18 protein-coding genes are annotated in these 18,691 nt (G+C 69.9%); 17 read left to right on the forward strand and 1 reads right to left on the reverse strand.

Translation table 11 applies throughout. From position 1 onward, the window contains the following. The first annotated feature begins 64 nt into the window (after positions 1-64). The 14 genes from dprA to IE266_RS13505 all read left to right on the forward strand — a co-directional run bounded on the left by dprA (position 65) and on the right by IE266_RS13505 (position 14,964). On the forward strand, positions 65-1,219 hold the full coding sequence (dprA, locus tag IE266_RS13440; protein WP_189680613.1) for a DNA-processing protein DprA: 1,155 nt from the start codon (positions 65-67) through the stop codon (positions 1,217-1,219). A 309-nt stretch (positions 1,220-1,528) separates the two neighbouring features. After that, positions 1,529-4,147, forward strand: coding sequence for a type I DNA topoisomerase (topA, locus tag IE266_RS13445; protein ID WP_189680614.1), 2,619 nt, complete (start codon positions 1,529-1,531; stop codon positions 4,145-4,147). A gap of 111 nt (positions 4,148-4,258) precedes the next feature. Continuing rightward, complete coding sequence (pcaD, locus tag IE266_RS13450) at positions 4,259-5,047, forward strand: 3-oxoadipate enol-lactonase (RefSeq protein WP_189680615.1); 789 nt, start codon at positions 4,259-4,261, stop codon at positions 5,045-5,047. Positions 5,048-5,071: 24 nt separating this feature from the next. Further along, positions 5,072-5,782 (forward strand): protocatechuate 3,4-dioxygenase subunit beta, encoded by a 711-nt coding sequence (pcaH, locus tag IE266_RS13455; protein ID WP_189680616.1) that lies wholly within the window; start codon positions 5,072-5,074, stop codon positions 5,780-5,782. Position 5,783: 1 nt separating this feature from the next. Further along, a complete protein-coding gene (gene pcaG / locus IE266_RS13460) occupies positions 5,784-6,350 on the forward strand; it encodes a protocatechuate 3,4-dioxygenase subunit alpha (protein ID WP_189680617.1) in 567 nt (188 codons plus the stop codon). Then, positions 6,351-7,067: an alpha/beta fold hydrolase gene (locus IE266_RS13465; RefSeq protein WP_189680618.1), complete on the forward strand. Its 717-nt coding sequence runs from the start codon at positions 6,351-6,353 to the stop codon at positions 7,065-7,067. It begins immediately after the preceding gene. After that, positions 7,067-8,398, forward strand: a complete 1,332-nt coding sequence (locus tag IE266_RS13470; protein ID WP_189680619.1) for a lyase family protein — start codon at positions 7,067-7,069, stop codon at positions 8,396-8,398. Before IE266_RS13465 ends, IE266_RS13470 begins: the two co-directional genes overlap by 1 nt. 3 nt (positions 8,399-8,401) lie before the next feature. Continuing rightward, the gene (locus tag IE266_RS13475; protein ID WP_189680620.1) at positions 8,402-9,601 is read left to right on the forward strand and encodes a TCR/Tet family MFS transporter; all 1,200 of its coding nucleotides are present in this window, start codon (positions 8,402-8,404) and stop codon (positions 9,599-9,601) included. A gap of 85 nt (positions 9,602-9,686) precedes the next feature. Next, positions 9,687-10,775, forward strand: a complete 1,089-nt coding sequence (locus tag IE266_RS13480) for a Zn-dependent alcohol dehydrogenase (RefSeq protein WP_189680621.1) — start codon at positions 9,687-9,689, stop codon at positions 10,773-10,775. A gap of 270 nt (positions 10,776-11,045) precedes the next feature. Next, on the forward strand, positions 11,046-12,278 hold the full coding sequence (locus IE266_RS13485) for a mandelate racemase/muconate lactonizing enzyme family protein (RefSeq protein WP_189680622.1): 1,233 nt from the start codon (positions 11,046-11,048) through the stop codon (positions 12,276-12,278). A gap of 102 nt (positions 12,279-12,380) precedes the next feature. Beyond that, complete coding sequence (locus IE266_RS13490) at positions 12,381-12,665, forward strand: ArsR/SmtB family transcription factor (RefSeq protein WP_189680766.1); 285 nt, start codon at positions 12,381-12,383, stop codon at positions 12,663-12,665. Beyond that, the gene (locus tag IE266_RS13495; RefSeq protein ID WP_189680623.1) at positions 12,662-14,104 is read left to right on the forward strand and encodes an amidase; all 1,443 of its coding nucleotides are present in this window, start codon (positions 12,662-12,664) and stop codon (positions 14,102-14,104) included. Before IE266_RS13490 ends, IE266_RS13495 begins: the two co-directional genes overlap by 4 nt. A 105-nt stretch (positions 14,105-14,209) precedes the next feature. Beyond that, a complete protein-coding gene (locus tag IE266_RS13500) occupies positions 14,210-14,392 on the forward strand; it encodes a hypothetical protein (RefSeq protein WP_189680624.1) in 183 nt (60 codons plus the stop codon). Between the two features lie 68 nt (positions 14,393-14,460). Next, a complete protein-coding gene (locus tag IE266_RS13505) occupies positions 14,461-14,964 on the forward strand; it encodes a SixA phosphatase family protein (RefSeq protein WP_189680625.1) in 504 nt (167 codons plus the stop codon). Between the two features lie 160 nt (positions 14,965-15,124). Here IE266_RS13505 and IE266_RS13510 read toward each other — a convergent pair whose 3' ends face one another. Beyond that, positions 15,125-16,600 (reverse strand): NAD-dependent succinate-semialdehyde dehydrogenase, encoded by a 1,476-nt coding sequence (locus IE266_RS13510; RefSeq protein WP_189680626.1) that lies wholly within the window; start codon positions 16,598-16,600, stop codon positions 15,125-15,127. A gap of 84 nt (positions 16,601-16,684) precedes the next feature. On the opposite strand from IE266_RS13510, the gene IE266_RS13515 reads away from it, so the two are divergent. The 3 genes from IE266_RS13515 to IE266_RS13525 are packed head-to-tail and all read left to right on the forward strand — an operon-like array spanning position 16,685 to position 18,640. Beyond that, positions 16,685-17,476: a hormone-sensitive lipase gene (locus IE266_RS13515; RefSeq protein ID WP_189680627.1), complete on the forward strand. Its 792-nt coding sequence runs from the start codon at positions 16,685-16,687 to the stop codon at positions 17,474-17,476. 1 nt (position 17,477) lies between these two features. Beyond that, positions 17,478-18,317 (forward strand): hypothetical protein, encoded by an 840-nt coding sequence (locus IE266_RS13520; protein ID WP_189680628.1) that lies wholly within the window; start codon positions 17,478-17,480, stop codon positions 18,315-18,317. 17 nt (positions 18,318-18,334) lie between these two features. Further along, positions 18,335-18,640 carry a hypothetical protein gene (locus tag IE266_RS13525; RefSeq protein ID WP_189680629.1) on the forward strand — a complete coding sequence of 102 codons (306 nt, stop codon included), beginning with the start codon at positions 18,335-18,337 and terminating at the stop codon, positions 18,638-18,640. Positions 18,641-18,691 lie beyond the last annotated feature (51 nt).

Below are 18,691 nucleotides of genomic sequence, written 5' to 3' on the forward strand. Positions count from 1 at the left end.
CCGATTTACGACCTGTTAACCCGCCCTCGGCTAGACCTGTCCCTGCAACACGGCGGAGCGACGGATGACCGGGAACAAAAGTTCTTCCACTCACCCCCCACTCCCACCCACCACGGAAGACGATCGGTTTTCCTGGCTCCGCCTGTTGCGCTCGCGCCGTGTCGGCGTGACCACGTTCTACCGGCTGCTGGCCGAACATGAGACAGCGCAGAACGCGCTGGACGCGCTGCCCGAAGTGGCACGCACCGCCGGGGTGGAGGATTACGAAACCTGCCCGCCCCGCGTGATCGAAGCCGAGATGAAGGCCGCAAAGGCCGCGCGCGCGCGGCTTTTGTGCCTCGGCGATCCCGACTATCCGCCCGATCTCACGCTGATTCCCGACCCGCCGCCGCTGCTCTGGGCGCAGGGCCGCGCCGATCTCGCCGCCCGCCCCTGCATCGCCGTGGTCGGCGCCCGCAACGCCTCCTCGATCGGCACCCGCATGGCGCGCGGCCTGGCCCGCGACCTCGGCGCCGCCGGCTTCACCGTGGTCTCGGGCCTCGCCCGCGGCATCGACGCGGCGGCCCATGACGGCGCGCTCGCCACCGGTACCATCGCGGTGATGGCCGGCGGCGTCGATGTGATCTACCCGCCCGAGAACGCCGCGCTCGCCGGGCGCATCGCCACCGAAGGGCTGCGCCTCTCGGAACAGCCCATGGGCCTCGCCCCGCAGGCGCGCCACTTCCCGGCGCGCAACCGCATCGTCTCGGGCCTCGCCCGCGCGGTGGTGGTGGTCGAGGCGGCGACGAAGTCCGGCAGCCTCATCACCGCCCGCGACGCGCTCGACCAGGGGCGCGAGGTGCTGGCGGTTCCGGGCCACCCGATCGACGCCCGCGCCGCCGGCTGCAACATGCTGATCCGCGACGGCGCCACGCTGGTCCGCCACGCCACCGACGTGCTTGCCGCGCTCGGCCTCGACGACCTGCCCGCCGCCGCCCCGCCGCCCGAACACCGGCCCGCTCCGGCGCCACGCCCGCCGCAACCACCCCGCACGCTGGCCGAAACCGCGGCGCTGCACCAGCGCATCCTCGACCGGCTCGGCCCCAGCCCGATCGCCGAGGACCAGCTGATTCGCGACCTCGCCGCCTCCGCCGACCAGGTCGGCCCGGCCCTCATCGACCTCGAACTCGATGGCCAGATCGCCCGCCAGTCCGGCGGCCTGCTCTGCCGCCTGAACTGACGCGCCCGCCCCGGCCAGCGCCCCGCCTGCGGCTTCTTCTCTTTCCAAATACTCCAGATCGACCACGCCGCCGGCGCCCCCCGCCGGCAGGGGCGCCGGTGCCGGCCAATACCCCCGCCCGTAGGGCGCGCCCCGCCCGCCGCGCCAACGAGAGGCGCAACAGCCCCGGCCCCGCGACCCCATTCGGCGACCCTGTCACCACCGCCGCCGGATGCGCCCAAACCGCGCGGATTGACAATCAGGTCTTGCACCCCACATGTTGCCCCGCCATAGAGCCGCCCTGCGGATGTTCGAGAGGTCGTTAGCTAAATGCCCGTTGTTGTTGTGGAATCGCCTGCCAAGGCCAAGACGATCAACAAATACCTCGGGCCCGGCTACACGGTTCTCGCCTCCTACGGCCACGTCCGCGACCTTCCGCCCAAGGATGGTTCGGTCGATCCCGAGCATGATTTCGAGATGACCTGGGAGGTCGCCAACGACAGCAAGAAGCACGTCAAGGCGATCGCCGATGCGCTGGCCGAAGACGGCGAACTGATCCTCGCAACCGACCCCGACCGCGAGGGCGAGGCGATCTCCTGGCACCTCCAGGAGGCGCTCACCAAGCGGCGTTCGATCAAGAAGGACACCGCCGTCAGCCGCGTGACCTTCAACGCCATCACCAAGAACGCCGTGACCGAGGCGATGAAGAACCCGCGCCAGGTCGACATGCCGCTGGTCGAGGCCTACCTCGCCCGCCGCGCGCTCGACTATCTCGTCGGCTTCACCCTCTCGCCGGTGCTCTGGCGCAAGCTGCCCGGCGCCAAGTCGGCGGGCCGCGTGCAATCGGTCTGCCTCCGCCTCATCGTCGAACGCGAGATGGAGATCGAAGCCTTCCGCGCCCGCGAATACTGGACCGTCAAGGCCGTGCTCGCCACCCCGCGCGGCCAGGAATACGAGGCCCGGCTGACCGTTCTGGCCGGCAAGAAACTCGACCGCTACGACATCGAGAACGCCACCCAGGCCGAGCTTGCCGTGCAGGCGGTGACCAGCCGCGACCTGACCGTCACCTCGGTCGAGGCCAAGCCCGCCAGCCGCAACCCCTCGCCGCCCTTCATGACCTCGACGCTGCAGCAGGAAGCCAGCCGCAAGTTCGGCATGGGCGCGCGCCAGTGCATGAACGCGGCGCAGCGGCTCTACGAGGCCGGGCACATCACCTACATGCGAACCGACGGCATCGACATGGCCCCCGAGGCGGTCACCGCCGCGCGCGAGGCCATCGGTGCGCGCTATGGCAAGGACTACGTGCCGGCGCAGCCGCGGATCTACAAGAACAAGGCCAAGAACGCCCAGGAAGCCCACGAATGTATCCGCCCCACCGACATGGCGGCGGACGTGGACCAGCTCAAGCTCAAGGACAGTGACCAGGCCCGCCTCTACGACCTGATCTGGAAGCGCACGCTGGCCTGCCAGATGGAATCGGCGCGTCTCGAACGCACAACCGTCGACATCGGCAGCCGCGACGGCCAGGTCGAACTGCGCGCCACCGGCCAGGTGGTGCTCTTCGACGGCTTCCTCAAGGTCTACGAGGAAGGCCGCGACGAGGTGGTCGACGAGGACGACAAGCGCCTGCCGCAGATCAGCCAGGGCGAGAAGGCCGAGAAGCGTTCGGTCAGCCCCGAGCAGCATTTCACCCAGCCGCCGCCGCGCTACACCGAGGCGACGCTGGTCAAGAAGATGGAAGAGCTCGGCATCGGCCGGCCCTCGACCTATGCCAGCGTCGTGACCACGATCCAGGAGCGGGAATATGTCCGCAAGGACAAGAACCGGCTGATCCCCGAGGACAAGGGCCGTCTGGTGACGGCCTTCCTCATCAACTACTTCCAGAAATACGTCGGCTACGATTTCACCGCCTCGCTCGAGGACGATCTCGACAACATCAGCGCCGGCGACGCCGACTACAAGACGGTACTCTCGCGCTTCTGGCGCGACTTCTCGGCCGCCGTGGCCGAAACCGCCGAGCTGCGCATCACCGACGTGCTCGAGAAGATCAACGAGGTGCTCGCGCCGCATCTCTTCCCGCCCACCGAGGACGGCAGCGACCCGCGCCGCTGCCCGAACTGCGGCGAGGGCCGGCTGTCGATGCGCACCGCGCGCTCGGGCGGGGCCTTCATCGGCTGCTCGAACTACCCCGAATGCCGTTACACCCGCCCCTTCGGCCCGCCGGGCACCGAAAGCGACCAGATCTCGCCCGACGGCAAGGTGCTGGGCGAGGACCAGGGCGAGCTCATCACCCTGCGCTCGGGCCGCTTCGGCCCCTACGTGCAGCGCGGCGAGGCGACCGAGGACAACCCCAAGCCGCCACGGGCTTCGCTGCCCAAGGGCTGGGACGCCGATGCGCTCGACCTGGAAAAGGCGTTGCGGCTGCTGAGCCTGCCGCGCGAGATCGGCCCGCACCCGGATGATGGCGAGATGATCGAGGCGGCAATCGGCCGCTTCGGGCCCTACGTCAAGCACGGCAAGCTCTATGCCAACCTGCCCAGCGTCGACGAGGTCTTCGAGATCGGCATGAACCGCGCGGTCGAGGTGCTGGCCCAGAAGCTGGCCAGCCGCGGCGCGCGCGGCGGCACGGCGGCGCAGCCGCTCAAGGAGCTGGGCGAACACCCCGACGGTGGCGCCGTGGTGGTGATGCCGGGCCGCTATGGTCCTTATGTCAAATGGGAAAAGGTCAACGCGACCCTGCCCAAGGAGATCGAGCCCGAGGCGGTGACGCTCGACCAGGCGCTGGCACTGATCGCCGAGAAGAGCGCCAAGAAGGGCGGGGCCAAGAAGACCAAGGCCGCGGCCAAGCCGGCGGCGAAGAAGACCACCAAGGCCACCGCCAAGACGGCCAAGACCACGAAAACCGCCGCCAAGAAAACCCCGGCGAAATCCAAGGCGGCCTCGGACTGAGGCCGCACCGGCGGGCGGCGGGGTAAACCCCGCCCTACGCCCCTCCCCGCCACCTTTACCTCCTGCCCCCGCCACGGTTAGATACCTGTGGACGCAAGCAAGGAGGGAACCATGCGGATTGCCGACGTGGGGGACGTGCGCCTGCACTACCGGATCGACGGGGACGAGAACGGCGCGCCGGTGGTATTCGCCAATTCGCTCGGCACCGATCTGCGGCTCTGGGATCAGATCCTGCCACTGCTGCCCAAGGGGCTGAAGTTCATCCGCTACGACAAGCGCGGCCACGGCCTCTCGTCGATGCCGCCCGCGCCCTATGCGATGGGCGCGCTGGTGCGCGACGTCGAAACCCTGCTCGACCAACTCGGGGTGCGCGACTGCGTCTTCGTCGGCCTCTCCATCGGCGGAATGATCGCGCAGGGGCTGGCGGTCAAACGGCTCGACCTCGTGCGGGCCATGGTGCTGTCGAACACCGCCGCCAAGATCGGCACCGCCGAGATGTGGAAGACCCGCATCGACGCGGTGAACGCCGATGGTATCGAAAGCCTCGCCGATGCGGTGATGGAACGCTGGTTCTCCAAAGGCTTCCGCGCCACGCCCGAGCTCGAGATCTGGCGCAACATGCTGGTGCGCCAGCCCGCCGAGGGCTATGCCGGCTGCTCGGCCGCCATCGCGGGCACCGATTTCTACACCACCACCGCCGGGCTGCGCCTGCCCACGCTCGGCATCGCCGGCGACGAGGACGGGTCGACCCCGCCCGACCTGGTGCGCGAGACCGTCGACCTGGTGCCCGGCTCACGCTTCCACCTGATCCGCAAAGCGGGGCACCTGCCCTGCGTCGAACAGCCCGAGGAATACGCAGCGGCGCTGACCGCCTTCCTGAAGGAAGTCGGCCATGTCTGACGCGCCCGCCCAAAGGAGCCGCCCATGACCCTGATGCCGCGCAACCGCGCCAACCATCCCCTGCCCTATGCGCCGGGCTACAAGTCGAGCATTCCGCGCAGCCCGAAACTGGCGCTGGTCTCGGGCGCACCCACCGCGACCGAGCAGACCGGCCCGGTCTTCGGACACGAGCTGATCGGCAAGCTCGACAACAACCTGATCCTGAACTTCACCGGCGAACCGGCCATCGGCGAGCGGATCATCGTGCACGGCCGCGTGCTCGACGAGACCGGGCGCGGCGTGGCCGGTGCGCTGGTCGAGGTCTGGCAGGCCAATGCCGGCGGGCGCTATCGCCACAAGAAGGACGGCTACCTCGCCCCGCTCGATCCGAACTTCGGCGGCTGCGGGCGCACGCTGACCGGCGCCGACGGGTCCTATGAATTCCTCACCATCCGGCCCGGCGCCTATCCCTGGCCCAACGGGGTGAACGACTGGCGGCCCATGCACATCCACTTCTCGGTCTTCGGGCAGAGCTTTGGCCAGCGCCTCATCACCCAGATGTATTTCGAGGGCGACCCGCTCATCGCGCGCTGCCCGATTGTCAACACGATCCCCGACAAGGCGGCGATCGACCGGCTGGTGGCCCCGCTCGACATGGGCCGGGCGCTGCCGCACGACTGCCTCGCCTACAAGTTCGACATCGTCATCCGCGGCAACCGCCAGACCATGTTCGAGAACCGGATGGAGGGCCTCTGAGATGGTGCAACAGCTGGGATATCTTCCTGAATCCGCCTCGCAGACCGCCGGGCCCTATGTCCACATCGGCTGCACGCCGAACTTCGTCGGCATCCACGGGATCTATGCCGAGGATCTGGGCGCGACCCCCTTCCCCGAGGACGCGCCGGGCCAGCGCATCACCCTCACCGGCGTGGTGCGCGACGGGCTCGGCAAGACGCTCAACGACGTGATGGTCGAATTCTGGCAGGCCGACGCGCAGGGCCGCTACGGCCCCGGCGCCCAGGGCTTCGCGCGGCGGGCCTCGAACTTCGAGACCGGCGAGTGGGAGCTGAAGACGATCAAGCCCGGCGCGGTTGCCGGCATGGCCCCGCATATCGGCGTCTGGGTGGTCGCGCGCGGCATCAACATCGGGCTGCAGACCCGGCTCTATTTCGAGGGCGACGACCACTCGAAGGATCCGCTGCTGACCCGGCTGGAACACCAGAACCGCCGCGACACGCTGATCGCGCGGGACACCGGCAATGGCACCTACCGTTTCGACATCTGCCTGCAGGGCGATGGCGAGACCGTCTTCCTGGATATGTAAGTGGCTGATTTCCTGCTGATTCACGGCGCCTGTCACGGCGCCTGGTGCTGGCGCGACCTGATCCCGGCGCTGACCGCGCTGGGGCATGGCGCCCGCGCCATCGACCTGCCGGGCAACGGCGCCGACACCACGCCGCACGACCAGGTGACGCTGGCCGCCAGCGGCGCGGCGGTGCTGGCGGCCTCGACGCCCGAGACCATCGTCGTCGGCCATTCCTGGGGCGGCTTCCCGATCACCGCCGCCGCCGAGGCCGACCCCAAGGGCCTGCGCGCACTGGTCTATCTCTGCGCCTATTTCCCCTCGGAAACGGGGCTGAGCATGGTCGACATGCGCAAGCGCGCGCCGCGCCAGCCGATCCTGGAAGCGGTGCAGCGCAGCGCTGACGGCCTCAGCATGACGGTTGTGCCCGCGCTGGCGCCGGGCCTCTTCTACAACGACTGCACGCCCGAACAGGCGGCCTGGGCCACCGCCCGGCTCTGCCCGCAGGCGCTGAAACCGCAGGCCGAACCGATCACCATCACCGAGCGCTACGCCTCGCTGCCCCGCTCCTACATCCTCTGCCGCAACGACGGGACGATCCCGCCCGAATTCCAGGACGAGATGACCCGCGACTGGCCGCGCGACCGCGTGCACGAGCTGCCGACCGGGCACTCGCCCTTCCTCTCCGACCCGCAAGGCCTCGCCGCCCTGCTGTCCCGAATCGCGGAGGCTGGCTGATGGCCGGATCTGTCTTCGACAGCGCCCTCTACGGGCGCCTGTTTCCCACCGGCGAGATCGGCCGGCTCTTCACCGACAGCGCCGAGATCCGCGCCATGCTGGTGGTCGAGGGCGCGCTGGCCCGCGCCCAGGGCGCGCGCGGCATCATCCCCGAGGAGTCCTCCAAGGCGATCAACCGCGCCGCGCTTGAGATCCTGATCGACCCGGCCGCGCTGGCGGTGGCGACCGGCGCGAACGGCGTCAGCGTGCCCGCCCTTGTGGCCGAGTTCCGCAAGGAGATGCAGGCCCCCGAACACGCGCAATACGCCCATTGGGGCGCCACCAGCCAGGACATCTCGGACACCGGGCTGATGCTGCGCCTGCGCCAGGCGCTGGGGCTGCTCGAGGCAGACCTGCGCGCGATCCTCTCCGCGCTGGCCACCACGGCGCGGGCCCACGCCCGCCTGCCGATGGCCGCGCGGACCTATGGCCAGCACGCCACGCCCACCAGCTTCGGCGCGGTGGTCGCGGGCTGGGGCGCGCCGCTGCTTGGCCTGCTGGCCGAGCTTGACGGCCTGCGCCGCGACTGCCTGCTGGTCTCGCTCTCGGGCGCCGCCGGCACCGCCGCCGCGCTGGGGCCAGAGGCGCCGCAGCTGCGCGCCGACCTCGCCGCCGCGCTGAACCTGGCCGACCCCGGCCGCAGCTGGCACGCCGACCGCACGCCCATCCTGCGCCTGGCCGACTGGTGCCTGCGGCTGACCCTGGCGCTCGGCAAGCTGGGCGAGGATGCGACCGAGCTAGTGACGACCGGCATCGGCGAGATCACTTTGGGCGGCGCAGGCGCGTCGTCGACGATGCCGCAGAAGCAGAACCCGGTCGCCCCCTCGGTGCTGGTGGCGCTGGCGCGCCAGTCCGCCGGGCTGATGGCAACGCTGCACGGAACCGCCATGCCGCGCCACCAGCGCGACGGCGCCGCCTGGTTCACCGAATGGCTCTGCCTGCCGCAGATCGTGCTGGGCGCGGCCGCCGCCGCGACCACCGGCAAGGCGCTGGCGCAGGGCATCGCCCCGGTCCCCGCCGCCATGACCGGCGCGCTCGAAGCCGGCCTCGACATGATCCACGCCGAGGCGATGAGCTTTGCGCTCGCCGAACAGCTTCCGCGCCCCGAGGCCCAGGCCGCGGTCAAGGCGCTCTGCAAGGAGGCGCTGGCCACCGACACGCCGCTGCGCGCCCTCATCGCCCGCGACTACCCGGCCATCGACGCCGCCGCGCTCTTCGATGCCGCGCAGCAGATGGGCCATGCCCCGCAAGAGGCCGAGGCCTTCGCCGCCGCCGTGCGCGCCCTGAGCTGACCGATGCGCTCGGGCACGCTGTTCATCGTGATGACGGTTGTGCTCGACGCCATGGGCATCGGGCTGATCCTGCCGATCATGCCCGAACTGCTGCAGGAGGTGCAGGGCGGCAGCCTCGCCAATGCCGCGCTCTGGGGCGGCGTGCTATCGACCGTCTTCGCGCTGATGCAATTCGTCTTCGGCCCCGTCGTCGGCAACCTCTCCGACCGCTACGGCCGCCGGCCGGTGCTGCTGGTCTCGCTCTTCTTCATGGCGCTCGACTACCTGGTGATGGCGCTGGCCGGGTCGATCTGGCTGCTGCTGCTCGGCCGGCTGGTCGGCGGCATCACCGCCGCAACCCATGCCACCGCCTCGGCCTATATGGCCGATATCTCCACCCCCGAACAGAAGGCCGCCAACTTCGGGCTGATCGGCGCCGGCTTCGGCATCGGCTTCGTGCTGGGCCCGCTGGTGGGCGGGATGTTGGGCGAGATGGGCACCCGCGCGCCCTTCTACGCCGCCGCCGCGCTGGCGGCGCTGAACTTCTTCTTCGGCCTGCTGGTCCTGCGCGAGACGGTCACCGACACCATCCGCCGCCCCTTCGAGTGGCGCCGCGCCAACCCGTTGGGGGCCTTCCGCCAGATCGGCGCCCACCCCGAGCTGCGCCGCCTGCTGGTGGTGCTCTTCCTCTACGACCTCGCCCTCTACGTCTATCCGGCGGTCTGGAGCTACTTCGGCCAAGCCCGCTTCGGCTGGACGCCACAGCTGATCGGCCTGTCGCTGGCGCTCTACGGCATCGCCGCGGCGGCGGTGCAGATCTGGCTGATCCGCTGGATGATCGCCCGGCAGGGCGAACGCGGCACCGCGCAATGGGGCATCGTCTTCGAGGCGCTGGCCTGCGTCATGCTGGCGGTGGTCACCAGTGGCCCGCTCGCGCTGATCCTGACCCCGATCGCCTCGCTTGGCGCGGTGGCGATGCCGGCGCTGCAGGGGATGTTGTCGCGCCGCACCGGCGCCGATGCACAGGGCGAGCTGCAGGGGGTGATCGCCAGCGTCCATGCGCTCGCCGCCATCGCCTCGCCGATGCTGATGACCTCGACCTTCGCCGCCTTCACCGCCGAGGGCGCGCGCCTGTTCTTCCCCGGCGCGCCCTTCGTGCTGGCGGCCCTGCTGCTCGCGCTCTCGGTGCTGGTGATCCGCCGCACGCCCCGCACCGAGGACTGAGAACCGCAGAGCGGAAGGTCTTTTCGCACTTGCGGCGAAGCCAAGGCACGCTAACCTGCCGCCAAAGACGGTTCAGGAGGAAACCATGCAAACCATACGGGCGGCGGTCTGCCACGCTTTCAACACCCCCCTGGTCATCGAGGAGGTGCATCTCGCCGCCCCCGGCCGCGGCCAGGTCGAGGTCGAGATCGACGCCGTGGCGATCTGCCATTCGGATATCTCCTTCCAGCAGGGCGGCTTCGGCGGCCACCTGCCCGCCGTCTACGGCCACGAGGCCGCGGGCCGCGTCACCGCGCTTGGCGAGGGCACCAGCGGCATCGCGGTGGGCGACAGCGTCTGCGTGACGCTGGTGCGCTCCTGCGGCGGCTGCCCCTCGTGCCAGTCCGGCCACCTGACCACCTGCGAAACACGCCACGACGACACCGCCGGGCCGCTGACCACCGCCTCGGGCGACAAGATGCTCCAGGCCATGGCCTGCGGCGCCTTCGCCGAGAAGGTTGTGGTCGACCAGAGCCAGGTGGTGACGATTCCCCATGACATCGGCAAGGACGTCGCCTCGCTGATCTCCTGCGGGGTCATCACCGGCGTGGGCGCGGCGGTCAACGCGGCCGGGTTGCGGGTCGGCCAGGACGTGGTGGTGATCGGCGCCGGCGGCGTCGGACTGAACGCGATCCAGGGCGCCCGCATCGCCGGGGCGCGCCGGATCGTGGCGGTCGACATGCTGGACGAGAAGCTCGAGATCGCCCGCGAGTTCGGCGCCACCGACACCGTCTCGGCCAAGTCCGCCAAGCCCTGGGCCGAGGTGAAGAAGATCCTCGGCCGCGGCGCCGACGTGGTGCTGGTGACGGTCGGCGTCGCCGCCGTCTACGAACAGGCGCCGCGCTACCTCGCCAATTCCGGCCGCGTGGTCATGGTGGGGATGCCGCACGGCGACCAGAAGGCCGCCTTCTCGCCGCTGCTGATGGCCGACGTCGGCCAGGGCTATGTCGGCTCGAAGATGGGCAACGTGGTGATCAAGCGCGACATTCCCTGGATGATCGACCTCTACCGCCAGGGCCGGCTGAAGCTCGACGAGTTGATCTCGGGCCGCTGGAGCCTGGAGCAGATCAACGAGGCCATCGCCGATACCCTCGGCGGCGCCGCCAAGCGCAACGTCATCGTCTTCAAGCGCTGAGAGGGCGCAGGTTGGGGGCGCCGCCCCCGCCGCGCCTGCGGCGCGACTCCCCCGGAGGTATTTGAAAAGAAGAGAAAGACAGGGGCGCGCGGCCGGGCGAAGGCGACGCGCCCCTGATTTCTTCACTTTCCAAATACTCCAAGATATCCGGCGCTCGACGCCCATGCGGGCGCCGGGACAGGGGCGGGCTGCGACCAACTTTGTCGCAAGCCGCCTTGCGCGCCTGCCGGGGGGCCGCGAAGGTGGCGCCAAGCGACAGGGAGCCCCGCCATGAAACTCGCCGATCTCGACGTCATCGTCACCTCGCCGCCCGCCCCCGGCTGGGGCGGGCGCTACTGGGTCCTGGTCAAGCTGACCTCGGACAGCGGGGTCGTGGGCTGGGGCGAGGTCTATGCCGCCTCGGTCGGCCCCGAGGCGATGACCCACGTGATCCGCGACGTCTTCGAGCGGCACATGGCGGGCGAGAACCCCGAGAACATCGAGATGATGTTCCGCCGCGCCTATTCCTCCGGCTTCACCCAGCGCCCCGACCTCACCGTGATGGGCGCCTTCTCGGGCCTCGAGATCGCCTGCTGGGACATGGTCGGCAAGGACCGCGACCGCCCGGTGCACGCCATGATCGGCGGGATGATGAACCGCGAGATCCGCTGCTACACCTACCTCTACCCCCAGGAAGGCCAGCCGATCGCCGAGTTCTGGACCTCGCCCGACATGGCCGCCGACTGCGCCGCCGAGATGGTACGCCAGGGCTATACCGCGGTGAAGTTCGACCCCGCGGGCCCCTATACCCTGCGCGGCGGCCACATGCCGGCGCTCTCCGACATCGCGCTCTCGGTCGAGTTCTGCCGCAGGGTGCGCGAGGCGGTGGGCGACCGGGCCGACATCCTCTTCGGCACCCACGGCCAGTTCACCACCGCCGGCGCAATCCGGCTCGGCCGCGCGCTGGAACCCTACAGCCCGCTCTGGTTCGAGGAACCGGTGCCGCCCGACAATGTCGAGGCCATGGCCCAGGTGGCGCGGGCCTGCGGCATTCCCATCGCCACCGGCGAGCGGCTCACCACCAAGGCCGAGTTCGCCCCCCTGCTGCGCGCCGGCGCCGCCAGCATCCTGCAACCGGCGCTCGGGCGCGCCGGCGGCATCTGGGAAATGAAGAAGGTCGCCGCCATGGCCGAGGTCTACAACGCGCAGATGGCCCCGCATCTCTATGCCGGCCCGGTCGAATGGGCCGCCAACCTGCAGCTCGCCGCCTCGATCCCGAACCTGCTGATCGCCGAAACCATCGAGACCCCGTTCCACGACCGGCTCATCCGCGGCTCGATTCGCGTCGAGGAGGGATTCGTCCGCCTCTCCGACGCGCCGGGCCTCGGGATCGACGTCGACGAGGCGTTTGCCCGCGCCCATCCCTTCAGCGGAACCGGGTTGCACCTGCAAATGCAGGAAGAACCCTGCAATTATGTCGAGGGCAATGCCTTCCAGGGCGGTGCTCCGCCATCCGAGGGGTGACAGGGGTACAACTGTCGGACATGATGCGCGGGTTCTGTGAACCGGAGTTGCGCTTTGACGACCGAAGCAACCTACGACCTGCCGCCGGGTTCGACCGACGAGATGGCGGCCCGCGCCGCCGAAGCCGCCGCCTACCTCAAGACGCTGGCCCATGAGGGTCGGCTGATGATCCTGTGCCACCTCTGCACCGGCGAGAAGTCGGTCGGCACGCTCGAGGGCCTGCTCGACATCCGCCAGGCCGCCGTCAGCCAGATGCTCGCCCGGCTCCGCGAAGAGGGGCTGGTGACCGCGCGGCGCGACGGCAAGACAATCTACTACGCCCTCGCCGAAGGCCCGACCAAGCAGGTCATCGGCATGTTGCACGGCCTGTTCTGCGGCACCGAATGACCCGCCCGCACAGGCTCTACACCGGCCCCGAGCTCTGCGCCCTGCCCGCGCGCGAGGTGGTCTCCCTGCTGCGCAGGGGCGAGATTGCCCCCGCCGAGGCGATCGCCGCTGCGCAGGACCGCACCGCCCAGGTCGAACCCGACGTCAACGCCATCGTCACCACCTGCTTCGACCGCGCCCGCGACCGCGCCGGCAACCTCGCCACCGAGAACGCCGCCCTGGCGGGCTGGCTCGCCGGCCTGCCCATCGGCATCAAGGACCTGCAGGCCGTCGCCGGGGTGCGCTCGACCTGGGGCAACCTCGCCCTGGCCGATTTCGTACCCACCGAGAGCGACCCGCTGGTCGAGTTGCTGGAATCCCGCGGTGGCCTCGTCGTCGGCAAGACCAACACGCCCGAGTTCGGCGCCGGAGGCAATTCCACCAATGCCGTCTTCGGCTCCACCCGCAACCCCTGGGACACAAGGATGAACGCCGGCGGCTCCTCGGGCGGCGCGGCGGTCTCGCTGGCGACCGGCGAGGTCTGGCTCAGCCACGGCTCCGACCTGATGGGCAGCCTGCGCACCCCCGCCGCCCATTGCGGCGTGCTCGGCCTGCGCCCGGCGCCGGGGCGCTGCGGCGGCGGCCCCGGCGGGGCCAAGTTCCTGCCCGAGGGGCTGAACGGCCCGATGGCCCGCGACGTGCGCGACATCGCCCTCTTCCTCGACGCCATGACCGGCTGGGACCCGCGGATGCCGCTCTCGCTCGACGCGCCGGAGGTGCCCTTCCAGACGGCGGTGGAACAGGCCACGCGCCCGCCCCGCATCGCCTTCTCCGAGGACCAGGACGGTTTCGCCGCGGTCGAGACCGAGATCCGCGAGACCCTGCGCGCCGCCATGGCCCAGGTCGCCGCCGCCGGCGCCACCGTGGAGGAGGCCTGCCCCGACCTCGCCGGCCTGAACGAGACCTATCTCGCCATCCGGGGGATGCATTACGGCACCGTCATCGCCCGCCTGCCCGAAGAGGTGCGCGCCACCTTCGGCCCGCGCCTGGCCGACAACGTCGCCTACGGGCTGAACCTGACCGTCGAGCAGATCTACGCCGCCACCGCGCGCCGCTCGCAGCTCTACGACATCATGCGCCAGTTCCTCTCCACCTGGGACGTGCTGGCGATCCCGGTGGTGGGCATCGCCCCTGCCCCGGTGGAACAGGAATACCCCCGCTTCGTCGACGGGCAGGAGATCGGCACCTACGAGGACTGGCTGCGCTTCTCCTTCCTCGCCACGACGACGCTGCTGCCCGCGCTGGCGATGCCCGCGGGCTTCACGAAGGCCGGGCTGCCGGTCTCGATCCAGCTGATCGGACCGCCGCGCGGTGAGGCGAAACTGCTGCAGACGGCGCTCTTCATCGAACAGGCGCTGGGGCTGCCCTCCACGCCGATCGACCCGTTCCGCCGGCACTGATCTGCCGGCCCCGGCGCGCGGGGGTGATTTTCGCGCGCCTTTGCGCTATCCTGAACCTCCCTCCACGCGGAGAGCGCGCTCTCCGCCCAGCCAAGGGAGAGACAGATGCAAGTGATCCAGACCGCCGAATATGCCCGCGCGCTCTACCGCACGCATGGCGACCGCGCCGAGGCCGAGGCCGCCAGCCGCGAGCGCATGTGCGATGCCGCCGGCAAGCGGGCCGAGGCCGAGGACTGGCGCGCGGTGCGCCGCGCGATCCGCAGCCTGCGCGGCGCCAACGAGAGCTGAGGCATCCGCCGCGGGGGGCGACCATCCCCCCGCACCGCATCGCGACCGTCAAGAGGAGACAGCCGGGAATGAGATCCATCCTCCTCGCGGCTGCCCTGGCGCTGCTCGCCACCACCGCCCCGGCACAGGAAGCGGTCTTCGTCATCCGCCACGCCGAGAAGGCGGCGGGCGAGGATCCCCCGCTGACCGAGGCCGGTCGGCTCCGCGCCGCGGCCTGGGCCGAGATGCTTCAAGGCGCCGGTATCCGCCAGGTCATCACCTCCGATACCCGGCGCACCCGCGAGACCGGCGCCATCATCGCAACCGCACTCGGCACCGCGCAGACGGAAGTCGACCGGCGCGACATCGCCGGATTGGTCGACCTGCTGGGCTTCGACCACGAGGACGAACGGGTGCTGATCGTCGGCCACGCCGAGACGATTCCCTCGATCCTCGCAGGCCTCGGCCATGCCGGTACCGTCGAGGTCAGCCAGGCCGATTTCGCCTCGCTCTTCGTCCTCACCCCGGAAGAGGGCGGCCCCGCCCGGCTGATCCGCCTGCACATGCCCGACCGCCCCGCGCCACGCCCCTGATTTCTCTTCTTTCCAAATATCTCCGGGGGTGAATTGGCCAAGGGCCAAGAGGGGGCAGTGCCCCCTTGCCCCCTCCCCAGAATGAAAAAGGGCGGGGTTTCCCCCGCCCCGCAGGATGGGCCTCGACCCACCCCGCCTGGAACCGCGCCGGGCGGCCGGATCACACGCTCATGCAGAGATACTTCAGCTCCATGAACTCCTCGATCCCGTGGTGCGAACCCTCGCGCCCCAGGCCCGACTGCTTGACCCCGCCGAAGGGCGCCACCTCGGTCGAGATGATGCCGGTGTTGATCCCGACCATCCCGTATTCCAGCGCCTCGGCCACCTTGTAGACACGCGAGAGATCGCGGGCATAGAAGTACGACGCCAGCCCGAAGATGGTATCGTTCGCCATCTCGATCACCTCGTCCACCGTGTCGAACTTGAACAGCGGCGCCAGCGGGCCGAAGGTCTCGTCCTGCGCGACCTTCATCGACTGCGTCACCCCGGTCACGATGGTCGGCTCGAAGAAGGTGCCGCCCAGCGCGTGCGGCTTGCCGCCGGTCAGCACCTTGCCGCCATGGCTTACCACGTCGTCGAGGTGCTCCTTCACCTTCTCCACCGCATCCGCGTTGATGAGCGGCCCGGTCGTCACCCCCGCCGTCAGACCGTCGCCGACGTTCAGCTTGTTCACCGCCGCCGCCAGCTTTTCCGAGAAGGCGTCATAGACCCCGGCCTGCACGTAGATCCGGTTGGCGCAGACGCAGGTCTGGCCGTTGTTGCGGAACTTGCAGATCATCGCGCCCTCGACCGCCGCATCCAGGTCGGCGTCGTCGAAGACGATGAAGGGCGCGTTGCCGCCCAGCTCCATCGAGCATTTCAGCACCTGGTCCGCCGCCTGCTTGAGCAGGATGCGCCCCACCTCGGTCGAGCCGGTGAAGGTCAGCTTGCGCACCTTCGGGTTCTCGCAGAACTCCTTGCCGATCTCGGAGGACCGCGACGAGGGCACCACGTTGAACACCCCTGCCGGAATGCCCGCGCGCTCGGCCAGCACGCCCAGCACGATGGCCGAGAGCGGCGTCTCCTTGGCGGGCCGCGCGACAAAGGCGCAGCCGGCGGCCAGCGCAGGCGCGGCCTTGCGGGTGATCATCGCGTTGGGGAAGTTCCAGGGCGTGATCGAGGCCGCCACCCCGATCGGCTGCTTGATCACCGTGATCCGCTTGTCGCGCTGGTGGCCGGGGATGGTCTCGCCATAGACCCGCTTGGCCTCCTCGGCGAAGAACTCCACGAAGGAGGCGCCATAGCCGATCTCGCCCACCGCCTCGGGCTTCGGTTTGCCCTGCTCGGCGGTCAGGATGGTGCCGAGGTCCTCGGCGTTCTCCATCATCAGGTCATACCACTTGCGCAGGATGTTGGCGCGTTCCTTGCCGGTGTATTTCGCCCATTCCTTCTGGGCGGCATAGGCGGTGGCAATGGCCTCGGCGGCCTGGGCGCGGCTGAGGTCGGCCACCTCGGCGATGACATCGCCGCGGGCCGGATTGGTCACGGCAAAGGTGCCGTTGTCGCCGTCCACCCACTTGCCGCCGACATAGGCGCGGGTCTCCAGCAGGCTCGGGTCCTTCAGGAGCGATTTGAGATCGGTTGTCGCGTCGAGCATCTTGGCCTCCTCCGGCAATATCCACTCGCGGATGCAAACCATTTGGGGCAGGGTTTGTCCAGAATGACGAGGGAGAGAAGACGCATGGATCTGGATGATGCCTATGCCAACGGCAAGTATATCGCGGGGGCAGAGGCCTATCCGGTGCGCTGGCGCGAGGCGGCCGCCGCCTTCCGCGACAGGATGCTGGCCGCAGGCCGCGCCCGGCTCGATCTGTCCTACGGGTCGGGCGAGCGCCACCGCTACGACCTCTTCCTGCCCGAGGGCGAGGCGCGCGGCGCGGTCGTCTTCGTGCATGGCGGCTATTGGCTGAACTTCGACAAGTCGGTCTGGTCGCATCTTGCCCAAGGGCCGCTGGGACGCGGCTGGGCGGTGGCGATGCCGTCCTACGACCTCTGCCCCGCGGTGCGGATCGCCGATATCACCGCCCAGATTGCGCAGGCGGTTCAGGCGGTTGCCGCCGAGGTCGACGGCCCCATCTCGCTCACCGGCCATTCCGCCGGCGGCCATCTCGTCGCGCGCATGGCCGCGCCGGGGATGCTGCCGCCCGAAGTCGCCGCGCGGCTTGCCCATATCGTCCCGATCTCGCCGCTCTCCGACCTGCGCCCGCTGCTGCGAACCTCGATGAACGCGCATTTCGCCATGGACCAGGCCGCCGCCGAGGCCGAAAGCCCGGTGCTGCAACCCGCGCCCTCGGTGCCCGTCACCCTCTGGGTCGGCGCGGCCGAGCGCCCGTCCTTCCTCGACCAGGCCCGCTGGCTGGCCGAGGCCTGGAACGCCGAAAACGTGGTGGTCCCCCAGCGGCATCACTTCGACGTGATCGACGCGCTGGCCGATCCCGACTCGGAACTGACCCGCACCCTCACCGGCAGCTGAGATGCGAACCGCCCGCCTGTTGGCCCTCTGCGCCGCCCTGCTGCCGCTGCCCGCCGCCGCCCAGGGCATCCGCCAGATCCCCCTGCCCGAGGCGCAGAGCATCGACCCGGCCACCCTCTCGGACGCCGAGCTGCTCGACCTGCTGGAACGCCTCGAACAGGGCCGCGCACCGGTGGCGCGGCGGGTCTCGCTCTTCGGCATCCCCACCGGCTTCGGCGCGCCGCGCGGGGTCTGGTTCGTCTCCGCCGCCGCCACCAACAAGCGCGACCGCATCTGGCCCAACGACTGGGACGCCTCCTTCGCCATCGGCTTCGGCCTGGGAGACCCGGTCAACGGCATCGGCATCACCCCGGTGCTCGACATCACCTCGGTCTCGCCCCATCACTTCGGCGAATCCGGCAAGCTGGGCGTCAAGTTCAGCCGCGAAATGGCCTTTGGTGCGCAATGGCGCGGCGCGGTCGGCCTCGATGTCGACAACATCGCCACCTGGGGCGACTCCCGCAGCCTGGATACCGAGTGGAGCCTCTCGCTCTCGGCCGTCCGCCCCGGCGGGCCGGAGTTCCCCTACCCGGTGCTGCTCAGCGCCGGCTACGGCAGTGGCGTCAAGGCGCGCAGTTCCGACCCCGGCTGGTTCGCCGGCGCCGGGATCGGCCTGGGCGAGGCCTGGGGCCTAAGCCTCGGCTGGTATGGCGACGAGGCCATAGCCGGGCTGAACCTCTGGACCGGACGCGAGAGAAACTTGCAGATTTCTTTAGGGGTTGGTGATATCACCAACAATGTGGACGGCCGGCGGCTGCTATTGGCGGCGTCATTTTCCCGGCCGTTCCGGAATTCGAACTGACCGCAAGGGATATTGCCATGAAACGCGCCATTGCCATCACCTGCGCCCTGCTCGCCGCCGCGCCGGCCCTCGCCGGGGATCAGCCCGTGATTACCGTGAAGCCGCCGGTGTTCGGGTATTTCCCGACCACCTCCGTTCCCGACCGCACCTATACCCGCACCGACGTGATGACCCCGGTCGCCGCGGGCGGCACTGCCGGCTCGGCCTCGGCCCAGGCCGCCACCGGCCAGAACCGCGTCGGCGGGATCGGCCTCTCGCAGGTCGAGGCAAACCAGCTCTATGCCCGCCTGCTGGCCGAGGCCAAGGCGCGCAAGCTGCGCTGACGCCCCCCTGCACCGTCAGATTTCCCTTGCCAGCCGCCCCCGCGCGGTGAG

This window comes from Seohaeicola zhoushanensis, assembly GCF_014656415.1.
Taxonomy (GTDB): domain Bacteria; phylum Pseudomonadota; class Alphaproteobacteria; order Rhodobacterales; family Rhodobacteraceae; genus Seohaeicola_A; species Seohaeicola_A zhoushanensis.